18 protein-coding genes are annotated in these 18,732 nt (G+C 50.8%); 11 read left to right on the top strand and 7 right to left on the bottom strand.

Annotated elements, in window-relative coordinates; translation table 11 throughout:
* Window positions 1-111: 111 nt before the first annotated feature.
* From KJY73_RS06550 to KJY73_RS06540, 3 genes are read right to left on the bottom strand one after another with little or no spacing between them, the layout of a single operon-like run.
* Window positions 112-1,362: a lipoprotein-releasing ABC transporter permease subunit gene (locus KJY73_RS06550; protein ID WP_214341689.1), complete on the bottom strand. Its 1,251-nt coding sequence runs from the start codon at window positions 1,360-1,362 to the stop codon at window positions 112-114.
* A complete protein-coding gene (gene lolD, locus KJY73_RS06545) occupies window positions 1,359-2,039 on the bottom strand; it encodes a lipoprotein-releasing ABC transporter ATP-binding protein LolD (protein WP_214341686.1) in 681 nt (226 codons plus the stop codon). The genes KJY73_RS06550 and lolD overlap by 4 nt, the downstream gene beginning before the upstream one ends.
* A 30-nt stretch (window positions 2,040-2,069) precedes the next feature.
* Window positions 2,070-3,275, bottom strand: coding sequence for a lipoprotein-releasing ABC transporter permease subunit (locus KJY73_RS06540; RefSeq protein ID WP_214341682.1), 1,206 nt, complete (start codon window positions 3,273-3,275; stop codon window positions 2,070-2,072).
* A 179-nt stretch (window positions 3,276-3,454) separates the two neighbouring features.
* Between KJY73_RS06540 and KJY73_RS06535 the strand changes: the two genes are divergently transcribed.
* The 5 genes from KJY73_RS06535 to KJY73_RS06515 all read left to right on the top strand — a co-directional run bounded on the left by KJY73_RS06535 (window position 3,455) and on the right by KJY73_RS06515 (window position 11,916).
* Window positions 3,455-4,054 (top strand): PilZ domain-containing protein, encoded by a 600-nt coding sequence (locus KJY73_RS06535; protein WP_214341679.1) that lies wholly within the window; start codon window positions 3,455-3,457, stop codon window positions 4,052-4,054.
* Between the two features lie 55 nt (window positions 4,055-4,109).
* Complete coding sequence (gene mfd / locus KJY73_RS06530) at window positions 4,110-7,595, top strand: transcription-repair coupling factor (RefSeq protein WP_214341677.1); 3,486 nt, start codon at window positions 4,110-4,112, stop codon at window positions 7,593-7,595.
* 2 nt (window positions 7,596-7,597) lie between these two features.
* The gene (locus KJY73_RS06525) at window positions 7,598-8,887 is read left to right on the top strand and encodes a CsiV family protein (protein WP_214341673.1); all 1,290 of its coding nucleotides are present in this window, start codon (window positions 7,598-7,600) and stop codon (window positions 8,885-8,887) included.
* Window positions 8,884-9,402, top strand: a complete 519-nt coding sequence (locus KJY73_RS06520; RefSeq protein ID WP_206593760.1) for a cob(I)yrinic acid a,c-diamide adenosyltransferase — start codon at window positions 8,884-8,886, stop codon at window positions 9,400-9,402. The genes KJY73_RS06525 and KJY73_RS06520 overlap by 4 nt, the downstream gene beginning before the upstream one ends.
* A gap of 315 nt (window positions 9,403-9,717) precedes the next feature.
* Window positions 9,718-11,916, top strand: coding sequence for a GGDEF domain-containing phosphodiesterase (locus KJY73_RS06515; protein WP_232848410.1), 2,199 nt, complete (start codon window positions 9,718-9,720; stop codon window positions 11,914-11,916).
* Between the two features lie 10 nt (window positions 11,917-11,926).
* On the opposite strand, the gene KJY73_RS06510 is transcribed toward KJY73_RS06515, so the two are convergent.
* Together KJY73_RS06510 and rhlP are read right to left on the bottom strand one after the other, a co-directional pair.
* Window positions 11,927-12,442, bottom strand: coding sequence for a M23 family metallopeptidase (locus tag KJY73_RS06510; RefSeq protein ID WP_214341668.1), 516 nt, complete (start codon window positions 12,440-12,442; stop codon window positions 11,927-11,929).
* Between the two features lie 58 nt (window positions 12,443-12,500).
* The gene (gene rhlP, locus KJY73_RS06505) at window positions 12,501-13,340 is read right to left on the bottom strand and encodes a rhombotarget lipoprotein (RefSeq protein WP_214341657.1); all 840 of its coding nucleotides are present in this window, start codon (window positions 13,338-13,340) and stop codon (window positions 12,501-12,503) included.
* 196 nt (window positions 13,341-13,536) lie between these two features.
* On the opposite strand from rhlP, the gene KJY73_RS06500 reads away from it, so the two are divergent.
* From KJY73_RS06500 to rsgA, 6 genes are all read left to right on the top strand, one after another.
* Window positions 13,537-13,785, top strand: a complete 249-nt coding sequence (locus tag KJY73_RS06500) for a GlsB/YeaQ/YmgE family stress response membrane protein (protein WP_214341654.1) — start codon at window positions 13,537-13,539, stop codon at window positions 13,783-13,785.
* Between the two features lie 150 nt (window positions 13,786-13,935).
* Window positions 13,936-14,298 carry a hypothetical protein gene (locus tag KJY73_RS06495; protein WP_214341651.1) on the top strand — a complete coding sequence of 121 codons (363 nt, stop codon included), beginning with the start codon at window positions 13,936-13,938 and terminating at the stop codon, window positions 14,296-14,298.
* 103 nt (window positions 14,299-14,401) lie between these two features.
* Window positions 14,402-15,133 carry an SDR family NAD(P)-dependent oxidoreductase gene (locus KJY73_RS06490; protein WP_214341649.1) on the top strand — a complete coding sequence of 244 codons (732 nt, stop codon included), beginning with the start codon at window positions 14,402-14,404 and terminating at the stop codon, window positions 15,131-15,133.
* A 52-nt stretch (window positions 15,134-15,185) separates the two neighbouring features.
* On the top strand, window positions 15,186-15,593 hold the full coding sequence (locus tag KJY73_RS06485) for a DUF2141 domain-containing protein (protein ID WP_214341647.1): 408 nt from the start codon (window positions 15,186-15,188) through the stop codon (window positions 15,591-15,593).
* Between the two features lie 15 nt (window positions 15,594-15,608).
* A complete protein-coding gene (locus tag KJY73_RS06480; RefSeq protein WP_214341645.1) occupies window positions 15,609-16,271 on the top strand; it encodes a TVP38/TMEM64 family protein in 663 nt (220 codons plus the stop codon).
* 294 nt (window positions 16,272-16,565) lie between these two features.
* A complete protein-coding gene (gene rsgA / locus KJY73_RS06475) occupies window positions 16,566-17,603 on the top strand; it encodes a ribosome small subunit-dependent GTPase A (RefSeq protein ID WP_214341643.1) in 1,038 nt (345 codons plus the stop codon).
* A 113-nt stretch (window positions 17,604-17,716) separates the two neighbouring features.
* Here the strand turns inward: rsgA and KJY73_RS06470 are convergent, their stop codons facing one another.
* Window positions 17,717-18,241: an NAD(P)H-dependent oxidoreductase gene (locus KJY73_RS06470; protein WP_214341641.1), complete on the bottom strand. Its 525-nt coding sequence runs from the start codon at window positions 18,239-18,241 to the stop codon at window positions 17,717-17,719.
* Window positions 18,242-18,278: 37 nt separating this feature from the next.
* Window positions 18,279-18,713, bottom strand: a complete 435-nt coding sequence (locus KJY73_RS06465; RefSeq protein ID WP_214341639.1) for an acetyltransferase — start codon at window positions 18,711-18,713, stop codon at window positions 18,279-18,281.
* Window positions 18,714-18,732: the final 19 nt, after the last annotated feature.

The raw sequence follows: 18,732 nt of genomic DNA, 5'->3' as shown, positions 1-18,732 counted from the left end.
ACAAAATGGCAGAATAAAGCACAAATGATGCTCGACGCTCTTAGCACTGTTGCCATTTAGATACAGTAAATGGGAGAACCGGCAATTGCCTTGCCGGTCGAAGCTTGGGGGTTAGTGCCCAAGTACTTTAGCCGGTTCGATACGCGCCGCTTTAATGGCCGGGTACAAGGTCGCCACTGTGCTAAGCCCCAGGGCAATGCATGTTGTCACCACTACATCCGTCAAATGAATTTGCGAAGGTAAAAAGTCGATAAAATAGATATCACCAGACAGCAAGGTAATACCGGCGAGCCGTTCCAGTGCTTTAGCCAGAAATGACAGTTGCCAGGCCAAGAGCAAGCCAGCCGAAACACCGAATGCCGTACCAATCAAACCATTAAACAAACCTTGCAACATAAAGGCTCGGATAATCAGGTTGTCTTTTGCCCCCATGGTTTTAAGCATGGCAATTTCCCGGCGCTTTTCATTGACCGCCATCACCAGGGTCGACACAATATTGAAACAGGCCACCGCAATCAGCAGGGTCAGCACCAGATAGACTACGGCCCGCACCAGCTTGATGTCCTGATACAAATGGCCGTGTGTGCGAGTCCAGTCAGAAATATACACATACTGCTCAAAAGCCATACCCAGCTCGCGCATTAAAAACGGCGCGCGAAACGGGTCTGCAAAACCAAACTCCAATCCTTGCGCACCAGAGGTGACCCCCAAAATCTCGGACGCTTTGCTCAAGTGCACTAGAGCCAGGTGGTTATCGATCAGTTCGCCGCCGATACCCGCTGCGCCAACCACATCAAACCATACAGATTTTGGTGGCTTAAAGCTCTGCGAGTCACTTTGCTGAGGCATTAGCAGTTGCACCTTCTGCCCTACTTCCACCCCAAGCTTCTTCATTATGCCGCGGCCAAGCAAAATCCCATTGGGCTGCAGTTCAAACTGCTGCCACTGCTGGGGATCTGTCATCAGACTAATTCTTGAGGGGCGGGTAAAGCCAGGATCTATACCCGTGACCTGCACCGCATTCATCTTGCCTGCACTTTGTAGCATGGCAGCCATTTTGGTTACTGGCGCCACATAGGCCACTCGGGAGTCTTCCTGGAGCTGCTCAAGCTGCCTGCGCCAGTCACTGATACCCTCCGGCGCTACCGCCAGCAATTCACCATGGGGCAACACCGCCAACAAGCGGTCTTTCAATTCCCGCTCAAAGCCGTTCATCACCGACAGCAGTAGAATCATCACGCAACATCCCAGCGCAATCCCCACAGTAGAGGACGCCGAGATAAAGGAAGTAAAACCGCTTTGACCGCGACTGCGTCTGAATCGCCAGGCTAATTGACTGCTAAGGCGCCAATTGCCGTTCATGGCCGTTGCTCCAACTTACCGTTGTGTAGGCTCAAGGTGCGGTCTAACCGTTCAGCCAGATGTAAATCATGGGTCACCACCACAAAGCTGGTGCCCAAATCCCGGGTCAGCTCACGCAGCAACATATAGATAGATTCGGCGGTTTTGTTGTCGAGGTTACCCGTAGGCTCATCGGCCAGCACCAGCTTAGGCTGGTTTACCAACGCCCTGGCAATCGCCACCCGTTGACGCTCACCACCTGAAAGCTGGGCCGGTTTATGCTCCGCCCTGGCTGCCAATCCCACCCGCTGCAAAATCTCAAGCGCCTGCGCCTTGGCTTGTTGATGCCCTTGTCCGCCAATCAGCAGCGGCATGGCCACGTTTTCCAGCGCGGAAAATTCAGGTAGCAAATGATGGAACTGATATACAAAGCCCAAACTTTGATTACGAAAAGCCGCCTGACGGGCCGTGTTAAAGGCAAAAATATCCTGCCCTTCAAACAGCACAGTACCCGAGCTTGGGCTGTCCAGAGCGCCAAGCAAATGCAACAAGGTACTTTTTCCTGAACCCGAACTACCGACAATGGCTAACTGCTCTGCCACACCGACCTCAAAGCTGATATCCTCCAAGACTCTAACTGGCTGTGGACCCTCGTCATATTCCTTGGTCAGGTGTTGGCAACTTAATAACGGATTCATACTTTTCCTTCGATTTCTAACTGACAGCAATTACTCATCACGCAGAGCCTGGGCTGGCTGCACGCGGGCTGCGCGAATGGCTGGGTATAATGTCGCCACCAAACTAAGTGATAAAGACATCAACAGCATCACACCAACCTGATGCCATTGAATATCAACCGGCAAGCCTGAGCCATCGGGCGTTGCTAGCAGGTGAATACCGAATAAATCCAGTACATTATTAAGCTGGCTGGCAAGCAGCAAACCACCGACTAAGCCCAGCAGAGTGCCTTTAACGCCGTTATACAAGCCGTTAATTAAAAAGACATTAATCAAATCACGGCCAAGCATGCCTTGAGTGCGCAAAATAGCGATATCACCTCGCTTTTCAGTCACCACCATTACCATGGCGGACACAATATTAAAGGCTGCCACAGCGACAATCAGCGCCAGCATCAGCGCCATCATATTTTTTTCGGTACTTACCGCGTCAAACAGCGGTCCCTGACGCTGCCGCCAGTTGCTGGACGTCAGTCCCATAGTCTCAAGCTCGGACGTTACCGACTGCCAGGCAAAGGCGTCATCCAGAAACAGTCGGGTTTTAGCCAGCTCATCATACTTACCGCGCAATAGCTTAAGCGCGTCATTCAGATGAATAAGTACCACCTTATCGTCCAGCTCAGAGCCCACATCAAAAATACCGGTAATACGAAACTGCCGCTGACTGGGCATTCTACCCAGCGGGGTATAAACGCTGGCATCGGCACTGAGCAGCCGGACCTTATCACCAATGCCCAATCCCAACATGGCCGCCAGCGGCCGGCCCAGCACCAAACCATAGTCTCCCGATTTAAGTTCGGTTAACTCACCCAGCATCATATGGTTACTGATGATGGCATCGCTAGGCATGGTATCCGGGTCAATGCCCTGAATCATCACGCCATGTAAGGCGCGGGGCGATTGTAACAGCCCCTGGGACTCCAGCATGGGCGTGGTTGCATGGACATGATTAAGCGCAGTGATTTGCTGCACTGTCACGGCGTCAGTGGTATCCACCAGAATATGTGGGTTAATGCCCAAGATACGTTTTTTTAATTCGCCTTCAAAACCGTTCATCACGGACGATACAGTGATTAAGGCGGTCAAACCTAAGGCAATGCCGGCAACCGAGAAGGCATTAATAAAAGCAATAAAGGGGTTACCTTTACTGGCCCTGGCGTAACGCAGGCCAATATAAGCGGAAATGGGATAAAACATCTGGTTTGTTATTTTCCTCAGGCCAATACTTAGAAGGCATTGGTCATATTTTGACTGATAAACACCCCGACCAGTCCTTTCGACGCAGGCCCTGTTTATCGTTGGCCGATAATAGGTGTAAGCTAAGGGACAATCAAGGGCCGAACCGGCAAGACCGGATGAGCCGCAAAGGAGTATGGATGGAGTTACCTAGCCTCGAGCAAAAACGCCAGCAGTTCGACGAGTTTTTCCGCATCAAACACCCTATTAAGGTGAATGTGCGCAAGTTAGCTGCGGATTTTGTGTTACCGGCTGTCGAGCAACTGACCGAGCACATGCCTTATGCGTTTCGGATCGCCAGTGAAATGTCGGCGCTGGAAGTCGCTGCCTTGCGTCCGCTGCGCAATCTTAGCGAGCATGCAGCAGATTTGGTGACCTTCCTGAACCACCAGTCGCGTAAAATTGATTTGATGATGTCGTACATTCTGCACGAGCAAATGTCGCAGGATGAGCAATATATCAGCCATGCCTTTGGCGGTGGCGGCGTAGTTCTGTGTTCTGACCACCCCATCAGCGAAGGCCAGCAATGCGAGCTCAGGCTGTTTTTAGAAGAAGAAGCGGCGGCGGTATTTTGCTACGGTGAAGTAATTGCTTGCGAGCAGGTTGCTGATCAGTACCATATCTCCCTGTTTTTCAACCGACTGCGCGAAGAAGACCAGGAATTACTGGTGCGTGCCAGCCTGCATCTGCAAACTATGCAGCTGCGCAAGCGGGCCAAACAGCGCAGCGACAGCGAATAGGACGTTCACCCCAGGTGGACCATCGACTGACTTTACAGAAGCCGTCTACGTAAGCATGACCAACAGTATTTTTGCACCGTCCCTGCCGAAAAAGCCGGGCGATCATCTTCAGTGGGGCAATCTGCATGGTAGCAGCCTGGCCCTGACCATTGCCAATGCAGCCAAAACCAGCCAGCGTTCGATTTTGTTGGTCACGGCCGACACCCCCAGCGCGCTGAAACTGTCCCGCGAAGTGGAAGGTTTTCTGCAAGGTGAAAAGAAGGTCGCAGTGAAGGTCTTTCCTGATTGGGAAACCCTGCCCTACGACACCTTCTCGCCCCACCAGGACATTATCTCGCTGCGGCTTGAGACCCTTTATCACCTCACCCAGCCAGAGCCTTGTGTGTATGTAGTGCCGGTAAACACCTTGCTGCAACGTATGGCTCCGAGGGACTATCTGGCTAGGTATCTGCTGATTCTCAAGCAAGGGCAACGTCTTGATTTAGACAGTTTCCGTCAGGGGCTGGAGCGCGCCGGCTACAGCGCCGTCAATCAGGTGCTTAGCCATGGCGAATACAGCATTCGCGGCAGCATTATTGATTTGTATCCTATGGGCAGCCGCGAGCCCTACCGGATTGACTTGTTTGACGATGAAGTCGACAGCATCCGTTTGTTTGACACCGACAGCCAGCGCTCAGGCGATAAGGTACCGGAGATAAGGCTGTTACCGGCGCGTGAATTTCCCACCGATAAACCGGCCATTGAGCTGTTCCGGCGCCAGTTTGTGGACCGTTTTGACGCCAGTAACGCCAAAGAGTCTGTCTACTATCAGGTCGGCAAAGGCATTATGCCAGCCGGGATTGAATACTATCTGCCGCTGTTTTTCGAGCAAACCGCCACCTTGTTTGACTACCTGCACCCAGACAGCCTGCTGTTTATGCAAGGGGATTTGGTCAATGCCGCCGAGTTTTACTGGGCGGATTTGCATGAGCGCTTTGAGCAACATCGTTACGATCCACTGCGTCCCCTGCTCTCGCCAGCCGAGATTTATCTGAAAGTGGAAGAGCTGTTCGCCCGCTTTAAAGACTGGCCGCGGATCAGCATCCAACATCAGGCACTGGAAGACAAAGCCGGTCGGGTTAACTTTGCCACACAGGCCGTAAGCGATATCGCGGTTAATCCACAAAGCAAAACGCCGCTTTTAAACCTAAGCCAGCAGTTAACCAACTGGCAGCAAAGTGCCTATAAAGTGCTGTTTTGTGTGGAATCACAGGGCAGGCGTGAAAGCCTGCTGGAGCTGCTAAAGAAGATTGCCTGCAAGCCTAAGGTGTTCGACAACCTCAGCAGCTTCCTGGCCAGCCATGAGCCCCTGGGCATTATGCTCAACATTGCCGAGCACAGCTTTGCCCTCGCCGAGGCCGATGCCAAACTGGTGATGATCACCGAAACCGAGTTGCTGGGGCATAAGATCAGCCAGCGGCGTCTGCGTGATAAACGTCAGGCCACCGACGAAGCGGCAGTGATCCGCAATCTGGCCGAGTTGTCTATCGGCCAGCCGGTGGTGCACCTGGAGCATGGCGTGGGCCGTTATCTGGGTTTACAAACCCTGGATGCCGGCGGCGTCACCACCGAATACCTGACCATTGAGTATGCCAACGGCGCCAAGCTTTATGTGCCGGTGTCATCCCTGCACTTGATTAGCCGTTACAGCGGTGGTGATTTGGACCATGCACCGCTGCACCATCTGGGCACCGATGCCTGGGCCAAAGCGCGTAAAAAGGCCGCCGAGAAAGTCCGCGATGTGGCCGCCCAACTCTTGGATGTCTATGCCCGGCGCGCCGCAAAACCGGGTTTTGCCATCCCCATCGACTGGAATGAGTACCAGAGCTTCGCTGACAGTTTCCCTTTTGAGGAAACCGCTGATCAGGAGCAAGCCATTAATGCCGTGATTCAGGACATGGGCAGCCCTACCGCAATGGATCGTCTGGTTTGTGGTGATGTGGGTTTTGGTAAAACCGAAGTGGCCATGCGTGCCGCCTTTTTGGCCGCTAATGCCGGTAAACAAGTGGCCATATTGGTGCCCACCACCCTGCTTGCCCAGCAGCATTTTGAGAATTTCCGTGACCGTTTCGCCAACTGGCCGTTTCGTATCGAAGTGATGTCGCGCTTTTCCAGTGCCAAGGCACAAAAGCAAACCCTCGAAGAGCTGGCCGACGGCAAAGTGGATATCGTAGTCGGTACCCATAAGCTTTTGCAGGATGATGTAAAATTTGCCGACTTAGGCCTAGTGGTCATCGATGAAGAACACCGCTTTGGTGTGCGTCAGAAAGAAAAGTTCAAGGCCCTGCGCGCCGATGTAGATATTCTCACTCTGACCGCCACGCCGATTCCCCGCACCCTGAATATGGCGCTGTCGGGCATGCGAGATCTGTCCATTATCGCCACCGCACCGGCCAAGCGGCTGGCCATCAAAACCTTTGTCCGCCAGCGCGACAAACAGCTTATCCGCGAAGCCATTATGCGTGAGATCCTGCGCGGTGGTCAGGTGTATTTCCTGCACAACGAAGTGGACAGCATCGAACAAACCGCCGCCGAGATTGCCGAGATAGTGCCAGAGGCGCGAGTGGCCATAGGTCATGGCCAGATGCGAGAACGGGAGCTAGAGCGGGTGATGTCGGACTTCTACCATCAGCGTTTTAATGTGCTGGTGTGTACCACTATTATCGAAACTGGTATCGATGTGCCGTCGGCCAATACCATTATTATGGACAGAGCTGACCATCTGGGTTTGGCCCAGTTGCACCAGTTACGTGGCCGGGTCGGTCGCTCACACCATCAGGCCTACGCCTATTTGCTCACGCCACACCCTAAACGCATGACCAAAGACGCACAAAAACGTCTGGAAGCCATTGCCTCTCTGGAAGATTTGGGCGCAGGCTTTGCCCTGGCTACCCATGACCTGGAAATCCGCGGTGCCGGTGAGCTTTTAGGGGATGATCAGTCCGGACAAATCGCCAGTGTCGGCTTCTCACTGTATATGGATATGTTAGAGCAAGCGGTGGAAGCGCTGAAAAACGGCAAAGAACCTTCCCTGGATGAGGCCTTGTCGCAACATACCGAGATTGAACTGCGCATTCCGGCCCTGCTGCCCGAAGACTATATCAACGACGTGAACACCCGCTTGTCGCTGTATAAGAAGATTGCCAACTGCAAGTCTGACGAGGATCTGGATGATGTGCAGGTGGAGCTGATTGACCGCTTTGGCTTGTTACCCGATGCAGCGCGTAATCTTATTAAGCTGACCCAAATGAAGCTGGCGGCACGCAGCATCGGTATTAACAAAATCGAAGCCAGTGCAGTGGGCGGTTTTGTCGAGTTTGCTCAGGATACCCGCATCGATCCTGGTTTTATTATCAAGCTTATTCAATCGCAGCCGAAAATTTACCGGCTGGACGGCCCGCAAAAACTTAAATTTGCGATTAAAACCGAAGCCCATCAGGAGCGTGTTACACTCATCGCTTCGATGCTGGATGAATTCAAACAACGACTGCAGGCAGCTTGACTATGCAAATAAGACGTGCACCACTGATAGGACTGATGTTGGCGCTTTCGACCACGTCAGGCCAGGCCCAAAATCAGGATTGGTGGTTTGAGGTTGAAGTACTGCTGTATAAGCAAGGTCAAGCGGTTGAAAGCCTGGATGAACAGTTTCCCCAGCCGGTTGTCACGCCACGTGATAAGCGTGCCATAGACCTGTTAAGTCCGCTGCTGCGCCCAGATACGTCTGGATTACGGGCTGCCCTGCCGACCTGTAAGCCTGCCGCTCCTGTGCAGGATAAGACATTTGATGTTGGCGATCCTCAGTTGCTTGATACCCTGCAGTCCCAATTAGAGACGCTCGCCAGCTCTGCGAATAACAGCGATATTTTTGCGGGCGAACCACAGACGTTAGCCGACCAGGCACAAATTGTCGGTGCCGTGCCGACGACCAATTCCGCGGCCTGGCACGCAGAAGATTTTGTCGATTTGTATTCATTACAACGCGGTGGCTGTCAATATGAGTTCGAACAGGCTTGGTTGGAAGACTTGCTGGTATCCCATCCCCGCCCGGAAAATTTTGTCGAGCAAGCCCCGGTTTGGCCAAATGGCACTGAGCAGCCTTACAGCCAGACACCCTACCTGTTGCCCACAGACCAATTGCAACTTAGTCAGCTAGCTCGAGACCTATACCGCCAGCGCGGCATTGAGCCTTTAATGCATCTAGCCTGGCGCCAGAATGTGCAATTTGGTCGTAGCAAAGCCAAAGCTGTTCGTCTGTTTGCCGGGCGCAACTTTGCCAAAAGCTACGATATAAACGGCTATCCCGTTCAGGATGAAACCCTGTCCAGTGACCTGACTGCAGATGATACCTCGGATGCAGCACTGGATTTGATGGCCCAGGTAGACAAAGCACTGGCCGAACCTTTACTGCTCGACACCCAGCCCAGCAGGCATAGCGAAGCCGGTGAACGCACAGACGAACTCTGGGAGCTGGATGGGTTGTTCAAAGTGTACCTGCAGTACATCAACCGTGTTCCTTACCTGCACGTAGATGCCGATATGGTGTACCGTAAAGAAGGACAGCCAGGCCTGATGGGCACGGCCCCCATGCACATCGCCTTGCCTGAACAGGGCCAGATGGCGCCAGCTGACGCGATGCCCGCTCAGTTTCAACTCTATGGCATGCCTTTTGACCAACTGCGCCGCATAATCAGTAAACAACTACATTATTTTGACCACCCTATGTTCGGTATGGTGGTGGAAGTACGACGTTACCATCCACCAGCGCCCCCCAAGGATGAGGCTGCACAATGAAGATTTACACTAAAGGCGGCGATAAAGGCACTACACAGATATACGTAGATAAACCCGAACGCCTAGGTAAGCAGGATATTGTATTGGAGTGCTATGGCACCCTGGATGAGCTCAATGCCCATCTGGGATTACTGGCGTCCGGTCTGAAAGAACTGGACCAGCTAACCGCCGTTCAGCAAGTGCAGCAAGAGCTGTTTCAAATCGGCTTTGCCCTGTCAGCCAGCAGTAAGCTGACCGACACCGACGTTGAACGATTGGAACAGCAAATCGATCAGTGGCAAAGCGACATCCCAGCGCAAACCAGTTTTATTTTGCCTGGCGGCTGTCATAGTGCAGCGCAAGCCCATGTATGCCGAACTATTGCCCGGCGTGCCGAGCGAAGAATGGTGGAACTAAGCCATCAACGTGAGGTGCCCGGCGTTTGTTTACGCTATCTGAACCGTTTATCTGACTGGTTATTTGTACTGGCCAGAGTCATTAATTTCCAGGCGGGAATGAGCGAATCGAGAGTGTAGCGCCCCCCTTCGCATATCCTTTGTTTAACAACCAGCGACCGCAAAATTTGCCGCAAAACGACGGGACAATATCTCTGTCCGAGTTTCTGCCCTCACCTAGCAGATAGGCACTGTAACTTTCCCCTTAATTTCAAATTTAAATGACTCGGTCGTATCCAGCATTTGGTCAAACCTGCGACGACCCAAATTGCAATAAGAGTGAGCGAGGAGAAAACCGTTTATACGAAAAGGTTGCACAGCCATGCTGGTTATGCAATGGTTTAGCGCTCTATCTGTTTGGTTGTATTGACAGGTTGAAATAATAAGTTGAACGCCTTGTATCAACATATAAAACATTATCTGTTGTTGGAAAATGAGCACTTTACCGATGCCGACAACCGAATATGGAAACTAAGCGCACTTAGGGTCATTTTACTTAGCGGCACACTGCTGACGTTCGTGATTCTTTTGCATTCATCGTATTCAGCCTACCAATTGGATAGGCACTTTGTGCTGGCTATTACCTCAACCTTTGTGGTTCTGCTGGTTTTGATTCTTAGCCTGGGTAAATCTGCTACAAATCTGGCCGCAGCTGGACTGTTGTTTACTGTGGTATTGGCTGGCGTCAGCATCTTATTATTTGTGCCTGATTTTGAGTCAGCTAAATTCGGTCTGCTGTTTCTGTTCACTTTACCCCTGTTTGTACGATTGTTTTTCGGCAATAAGGCTGCCATTGTGGCAATGCTGCTAAATATTATTCCCTACGCCCTGCTTATTCGTAATACGCCACTGCCACAATTATTCAATCTGCAAGCTAGCTTGCCGCAGACACACACTTATCTCAGTAGTCTGGTATTTCTCTTTTTCAACTTTTGTCTTCCTTTAGCTGTGATGCGTCTGCTTACAACCTTAGACAGACAATCCAAGGCGTTGACCTTACAAAGCCGCAAGTTAGGCGCAGTAGTAAATCGTTATCAGGAGATCTTTGACAACGGTGGTACTGCCTCTTTCTTCTGCGACCAACAAGGCAACATTCTGCAAAGCAATCAGACTGCCCGTGAGCTAATCCGACAAGTGGGCGGAACATGCCAAAGTTTGTCGCAAATATTTCACTTTGAAGAAGCATTAAGTCCTGGCAAAAAAATACGCGGTAAGCTTAAAGCTCCTCCTCACGACCACTATGAACTGCATCCAGCCAGTTTGGTGCATCACAAGAAACAGCTGATTCATTGCCACAATATTTCGCAACAGGACAGTTTCAAGCGCCTCTATTTTCTGGACAGCCTGACCGGCCTGCGTAACCACAACTTCTGGTACGAGCGCGCTTTTTCACGTTTAAAACACCCCAAAGTTTTACTGCTTCTTAAACTGGCCAATTTACGTGAAGTAAATGTTCAACACGGTCTGAATACAGGTGATCAATTATTGGTGGAATTATGTCGACAGTTGCGCCGTAAGCTGCCCGAGCAAGTTCACCTTTATCGTTTTCCGGGCGCAAAACTGATGCTGGCAGCACCCGTTAGCTCATTTCAGAGTCAAACACCCCAGGAATGGCTTTCCCAATACTTACCGAGTTTTATCAGTTTACCTATGTCAGAAGGCTGCCTGGACTTACTGCTGGATTGGCGGGTAGGAATTAGCCGACAGCGAGAGGGGGTGGCAGCCAACCTACTAATTGAAGAATGTGCTATCGCCTTGAGCCGCGCTGACAGTAAGCATCACGTGGTGGAATATGAGCAAATTTATAGCCGTACTATTCACAGGAACAGTCTGCTACGTGACAAGGTTAAACAATATCTGGACGAGCGCGCATTGGAACTGTGGCTCCAACCTCAATTCAATGACCAAAACGAACTGACGGGGTATGAGGCATTGGCTCGCATTCGCCAGCAAGGTCATCAAAGTGTGCTGACGCCACAACAATTCCTACCGCAAATCGATCAACATGACTGGCATGTGCAGTTTTCTACCCAGGTTCTGAATAAAACCATCGATATATTGCGAAACTGGCCTGCTGTGTTGCCTTCCGTGCCCGTAGCTATTAACTTGGCGGGACCTGAAATTCTTGATGACGCTTTTTATGAGAAATTGCTTCGTTATTATTCAGAAAGCCACTTATTAAGACAGCGACTGGAGTTGGAAATAACTGAAACATCCGCCATGGCACGCCATGACGAGACCCGTAAGCGCCTCACCTGTCTCTCGGAACTGGGGGTATGCGTCATCATTGACGATTTTGGAACAGGCCATGCTTCCCTGTCACAGCTGATCGATATCTCAGCCTCGACGCTGAAAATTGATCGCGAATTTATCGATAGAATTACCGACTCCCAGAGACATTTAAAACTCGTCCAAGCCACACTGGAACTGGCCAACAAATTAAACATGAGAACGATCGCGGAGGGAGTAGAAACCAACGAGCAGTTGGCACTACTTAAATCGCTTGGATGCCAGCGTTTTCAAGGATATCTGTTTGGCAAACCTATGCCTTTATCTCATTGGGTTGCACAGTATAAGACAGAAAATACGCTCTGAGTGACAAGCCTTAGGGTTGAGGAGTAGAACTTGTGAAAACCTCTATAGGGTTTAAATAAAAGGCTTTCTTATACCCTTGGGTGGTTCCGTCCATTCGCCAGGGAATGGGAACGAGTGACACCAGGCTGTAATGCAGATGCGGCGCTTTGCCTTGAGCATTGCCGGTACTGCCCACCGTTCCTAGGGGTTCGCCCCTGGCAACCATACCACTTTGCGGTGTGATACTAGCCAAATGCGCATAGTAATGTATGCGCCATTTTGGCCCCAGGGCCAGCACCACCTTGCCGCCTTTGGCAATCTCGCCTTGATATAAAATCCATTGATGAGTAGCAGCAATCACCGGCGTGCCTTCATGGGCAAATATATCCACGCCTTTATGCACACCAGAGCTGCCCCAGGGTTCATACCAAAAGGTGTCTTTATGCCAGTCTTTAGCCGTGGCGTTTTTAACCGGGATAGCCACAGGCTCGGGCAGCATAAAACCAGTAAGCATCACCACCAGTATGCCGATGATCCATTTGCGCATCAGTGGCTACCGACGCCCTTGCCTGAATGCGCATGCTTTGCGCCGGAGGTTTTCCATGTTATCGAGCTCGCTTGTTGAACCCGGCCCTTATCTTCAGCAGCGCCAATCCACACAGCAATAGGAAAAGCCCCATAGCGCCACCACCTGAATAGTTCTCGCTATGCTGAATTTTTGCGATCTTCTCTTCTTTTACCCTGGTTTTAAAGCGAGCGAGTTCAGCATCTAGATTCTTGCTCATATCTTCAACGGCCAGATGAAAGCCTTGCAGCGATTTCTCCGATAAGGTGTCATCCACGCCAATTGCCGTGGTTCTTTTGTCTAATTTATTGATGCCTGGCGCCCTGAATAACATAGTGCGGCTTTTCACATCAAACACCGCAGTGTCGACAAAAGTTTGCACCGAGTTTTCATTACCTGGGATCAGGTACATACCGACTATGGTCCAGTACAGCACCGCCGCGTTATTCTCAACCGATTGGGTGACCTGATCGTAAGAAACCAGCGCCATCACATCCACGTCATACAGTCGGGCGACCTGCTCCAGGGTGATAAAGCCCTGCCCGCCAGTAAGGTAAGTGCTGGGGATCACTTCTATATGGTCAATGTAGTCGTACTGCGAGAATGACCGCTTCACTTTATCAAGCAGTTCAATCTGATCTTTGCTCTGAATGCCATCATGTTGCCAGTGCTTGGAAGGCACAAAGGCCAATCCCACCTTCACCGGCAAGGTTAACACCGGAATTTGTGGCTGATGCGCTTCGCGGCTTTGTTCATCCGGGTATAAATAGTCCACCAGGCTGCTGGCCTTGGTTCTTTGCCCCGTTTTCTGACTGACCAGCGCGCTGCAAGAAGCAAGAAAAAGCAGGCTGAACACGGCCATATAGATTCTGAATGTCATAGGTATTCCTTTGAATTAGCTTACAAAAGGCGGGTAAGCTTTCCATATTCTTGGCACTAGTTGTTTTACCATGCCTGCTTGCGATTATTCTATCGAATTCTATCCAAGGGTTAACAAGCACTCCCCTGCATAAAGCGCTTTACATCATCTGTAAAACAGGCACATTGGTAAAGCAATCCAAAAAAAGAGGTGCACTATGGGAATTTTCTCGTGGATTATTATGGGACTGATTGTTGGGGTGTTGGCAAAATGGATTATGCCAGGCAAGGATCCCGGCGGGCTGATTGTGACTATTATTATCGGCATTGTCGGTGCCTTTGTCGGCGGTTTTATCGCCTCATTGCTCGGCTTCGGCGGCTTTAGCGGTTTTAATCTTTACAGTGTCTTAATCTCGGTTGGCGGTGCACTGCTGCTGCTTTATCTGTACCGGGTTATTAAGAAATAACACCTGAGGGCTGCGCTTAATACAACAGGCAATATCTGTTTTTGGCCTAAACTACGCAGCCCTTCTCATCACTGGCTATCCCAATCCATTGCCTATCGAAACTGACCTTAGCGCAGTGCTACACTGTCGCAAAAAACAGGATGTATAAAGATGCTCGACAAGCTTCGCGTAGTAGCCATTAGGCTGCGATGGCTTAGACCTTTTTTATCGCTGGTTGGCTTAATGTCGCTGGCAGTATTTATTTACGTATTATTGCTAAGTGGCAGTAGCAGCCAGGACAGTCTATTGATACCCAGCATTCTGACCTTGCTATGGAGCGGCATAAGTTACTGGTTTATCACTGCCTTTACCCGCTTGCCGCGGCGTCCGTCCCCACGTCAAAGCTGGTCGGTACGCATGAAAATTCGCTTTATCCGAGGTTTTTATCTGCTCTTAATGCTAACTGCAGCCTGCCTGACCATGGTGGTGGTCTTTATCAGTATTCGCGGTATTAACCTTTGGCTGCAAAGTTAAGCCCAGTTAACTTTTTCAGGCCCCTTAACCCAGGTTAAGGCTGCCATCCCGATAAGGGGCTTAAATTCACTCAAGAACACATTTTGAGTGCGTTAATTACCCCATGTTATCTAACAAAACCCTGCTGATCACCGGCGCAACATCCGGTGTCGGCTATGAGTTGGTGTGCCAGCTCGCCCCGCATAATCACATTCTGGCAATTGGCAGAGACGACGCCAAGCTGGTCGCCCTTAAGCAGCGTTTTGCCGGTATACAGACCTATTCTGCGGACATGAGTGACCAGCAGGTTTTCCCGTCACTTTGCCAGAATATCCTCAGCGACTATGCGCAAATTGATGTGCTTATCAACAATGCCGCCGTGCAGTTTACCCCAAGGCTGTTAGACGACGACTTTTGCTATGCATCTATTGCTCATGAAGTGACCCTAAACTTCACCGCGGTATGTGCCTTAAGTTACTTGCTTTTGCCCGCTTTACTGCAATCTGGCAAACCAAGCTACATCCTGAATATCAACTCCGGGCTGGCCCTTGCTCCGAAAACCCAATCGGCGGTTTATTGCGCCAGTAAGGCGGCCCTGAACAGTTTTTCCCAAAGCCTGGGTTACCAACTTGAACATACCCAAGTCAGCGTTTTACAGGCTTTTCTGCCGTTGGTGGACACCCCAATGACTCAAGGGCGCGGCAGCAACAAGTTATCTGTTCAACAGGCAGCACAGGCCATTATCCGCGGCCTTGAACTAGGTAAAACGCAACATGATATCGGCAAAGTTAAGTTACTTCGCTTGCTGCTGCGCATCGCACCGGCATTGGCTCGCCACCTGATGAAAGGACATTAGCAACATGAAACATCCCTCTCGTTTTCCAGCTACAGCATATAAAGGATTTATGATGGCGTTACTCTTTTCTCCTTTTACCACCCAGGCGCTGACCGTGAAGGTTAGCCAGATTGACACCGCCCGCCAGGGGCAAATTATGGTGATGCTGTTTGCGAAAGACGGCTTTCCCAAAGATCACAGCAGCGCCTTGAGTATCCAAACCGCGCCTGTAACGGCCGGTGCCAACAGCATGTTGTTTCATTTCCCTCAAAGCCCCGGGGAATTTGCCATCAAAGTGCTGCATGACGAGGATATGAACAACCAGGTCACTAAAAACTGGACGGGAGTGTGGCCCGCAGAAGGTCTGGGGTTTTCCAATGGGGCGCGGGTGCGACTTACAGGAGCTCCCTCGTTTAAGGAGGCCAGATTAACCTTATCCAGCCCGCCGGATGTTATCAATATTTCGGTTATCTACCCTTAATCACAGGATACCCTTATGAAAGCCTTACTTACCCTGGTATTGCCGCTGGTGCTGCTATTTGCCAGCACTTTTGTGATTATCAAATCCACGGGGCTGTTGACGATTGAGCAAATTCGCCTGTGGCTGGAAGCCGCCCAGCATGCAAATCCCCTGTACGTCAGCAGTATGGTGGTCGCGCTGCTATTTGCGGATTTATTTATTGCTGTACCGACCCTAACCATCATTATCCTCAGCGGTTATTTCCTCGGGCCACTGGCAGGGGCACTGTCGGCCATCATCGGTTTATCTCTGGCCGGAATGGGTGGCTACGGCATCAGCTACCGCTATGGTGATAAGTTAATAAGGAAGCTACAAAAAGATGCCTCCAAGCATCAGCAAGCCGTCCACACCTTTGCTCGGCATGGCCCCATATTAATCCTGCTGGCGCGCGCCCTGCCTATTTTGCCCGAAGTGACATCCTGCCTGGCAGGTATCAGTAGAATGCGCTTTGCTAAGTTTATGCTGCTGTGGCTATGCAGTAGTGTGCCTTATGCCATGATAGGCGCTTATGCAGGGGCTATTAGCAGCATAGAAAATCCTAAGCCGGCTATTTTCACCGCCATAGGCATGAGCACCTTACTCTGGCTGGGATGGCTAGTGGCAAAACGGCGAATATCGCCAGCACCTAGCAAGCTATAGTTGGGTCAAAAACTCTGTCGCCAATGCCCATAATAGTTGTTATGCTGAAGGCCGCTGAGTAACGCTATTCTTAAAGGAGAGTTTGATGATTGTCGTTTTTACCCGCCCGGCAAAGGTTGCTGAGTAACGTCACTGCTGTCGCTTTCCTCGGCCCATTTTCTGCCTTTGCCCGGTGTGTTCTAACCGGGACCTCTGACTATTAATAAACTCGGTTTTATTCAAACCGGTGTCTTGTGGTTCCTATGCATTTTATCTCTGTGTGCAGAGCCTTGGCTGTGCGCATAAGGAAATCATATGAATTTATCCCTTTCTCAACTGGGCTGGCAGGCGTTTTTTCAACAACAACTTAGCCTGCAAGAATTTGAGCAACTTAATATCGCGCGCGTGATTGCGCATCATCGTAATGAATATGTACTGGCGTCTGAACAAGGCAAGCATCACTTGCCGCTCACTGTGGCCCTGCCAGCCATGACTATTGGTGATTGGCTACTGCTCAATTCTGATGGGCAGTTTGTACGGCTGCTGGAGCGCAAGTCGGTGTTTAAACGCAAGGCCGCAGGCAGCCAGTTAGCGGAACAGTTAATCAGCGCCAATGTGGATACTTTACTGATTGTCAGCTCGCTGAATCAGGACTTTAAACTCAGTCGTATAGAGCGCTATCTGACCCTCGCTTATGAGGCCGGCGTTGACCCTGTGGTGGTGCTCACCAAACTGGACTTATGCGACGACGCCGAAGATAAACGCCGTATGGTACAGCAGTTAGATCCCTTGTTGATCGTGGAGTCGGTCAATGCCCTGGATGACAACAGTTGCAAGTCGCTTTTGTCCTGGTGCAAACCGGGCAAGACCTTGGCAGTAATGGGCTCCTCCGGGGTAGGAAAATCCACCCTAGTAAACACCTTAAGCGGTGAAAATGGACAGAAAACCGCGGCTATTCGTGAGGATGACAGTAAAGGACGTCACACCACTACGGCTCGCTCCATGCACTTTTTGCCTTCAGGTGCTGTCCTGATTGATACGCCAGGAATGCGGGAGCTGCAGTTAAGTGATGGTGAAGATGGCATACGCCGCACATTTGCTGATATCGATGTGCTTGCCAAGCAGTGCCGTTTTAAAGACTGTCAGCATATGGGCGAACCGGGTTGTGCGGTGGAGCTGGCCATTAATAGCGGTGAACTGGAGTCTCGCCGCCTGGCTAACTACCATAAGCTGCAGGCCGAGCTTCGCAGAAACACCAGTTCGCTACAGGAACGGCGCGCCAAGGACAGGGAGTTTGGCAAGATGATCAAAAGGTTAGCCCCGGTTATACGGCACAATAAAAAGGGCTACTAATCACAAATCTAAAGGTCACCTTCAGGTGACCTTTTTTTGCTTGAGTCAAAGCCGGTTAAAAACGCTGACGAATCTTGTCCACAAAGGCTTCTACACGTTGCTTGTCGGCTTTTTCACTTTGATAAAAGTGATAACATGCTAAAGCGACATTTAGCCGCACAGGCACCCAGCAAGGCGGTTTTAAGTATACGTCGCACTGGTCTGAACATAATCAGTCTATCCACCCACCAGGGAGAGCCCAAAGTGGTGACCACTTTCATTTCCTTAAGATTTTCCAAACGAGGCTGAATCGCACCCAAATCGGCTGCATGGTCATAAGCATGGCCAGGTGCCCACACCCGATCAAACCAGCCTTTTAGTATGGCCGGAAAGCCAAACCACCAGGTGGGAAAAACCAGCACCAGTAACTCGGCCCTTTTAAGCTGGGCAATATCCTGCGCAAGCACTGAAGTATCAAATTCGGGCTGATAATAACTCTGCCGCTCAGTCTGTGTGAGGGCTGGCTGGAACGCCTCCTGGTAAAGATCCTTCACCTCAACCTGATGACCTTGGTGCTTGAGATGTTGAATGGTTTGCGATGCCAAATAAGCGCAAAGGCTGTTTTGCAGTGGGTGGGCGATAACAACTAAGGTGTTCACTTAGACTTCCTTGTAATAAACGCAAGCTCAGGAACAATCAGGCTAATGCCAAATGCAGCAGCGGAAAGGGATTGCCCTGCCCGTCCAGTTCACTGCGTCCCACTTGCTCAAAGCCCATGCGCAAGTAAAAACCAATGGCCTGTGGATTTTGTTCATTTACATCCACCTTAGTCACAGCCTGATGTTCTATCGCATGACGGCAAAGCGCGGCCCCTACCCCCTGTCCACGCTGCTCCGGTGCGATAAACAACATTTCCAGATTCCCGTCAGCAACACCACTAAAGCCCAGCAGTTCCCCCGCGTCATTGCGTGCCGCGGTTAAGTTCACCGCGTCGAAATACTGCTCCAGAATTAATGGCTTGAGCGTGAGAATAGCGGATTCACTAAGAAAATCGTGGGTTGCACGCACAGACGCTTCCCAAATCTGAATAAGCCTTGGGTAGTCATTGCGACTCACTGAAACTAATTGCATACATACTTCCTTTGGATTG

The organism is Bowmanella yangjiangensis, from assembly GCF_018531185.1.
GTDB classification, from domain to species: domain Bacteria; phylum Pseudomonadota; class Gammaproteobacteria; order Enterobacterales; family Alteromonadaceae; genus Bowmanella; species Bowmanella yangjiangensis.
Note: the sequence above shows the minus strand (reverse complement) of the source record. Positions and strands in the feature narration are given on the sequence as shown.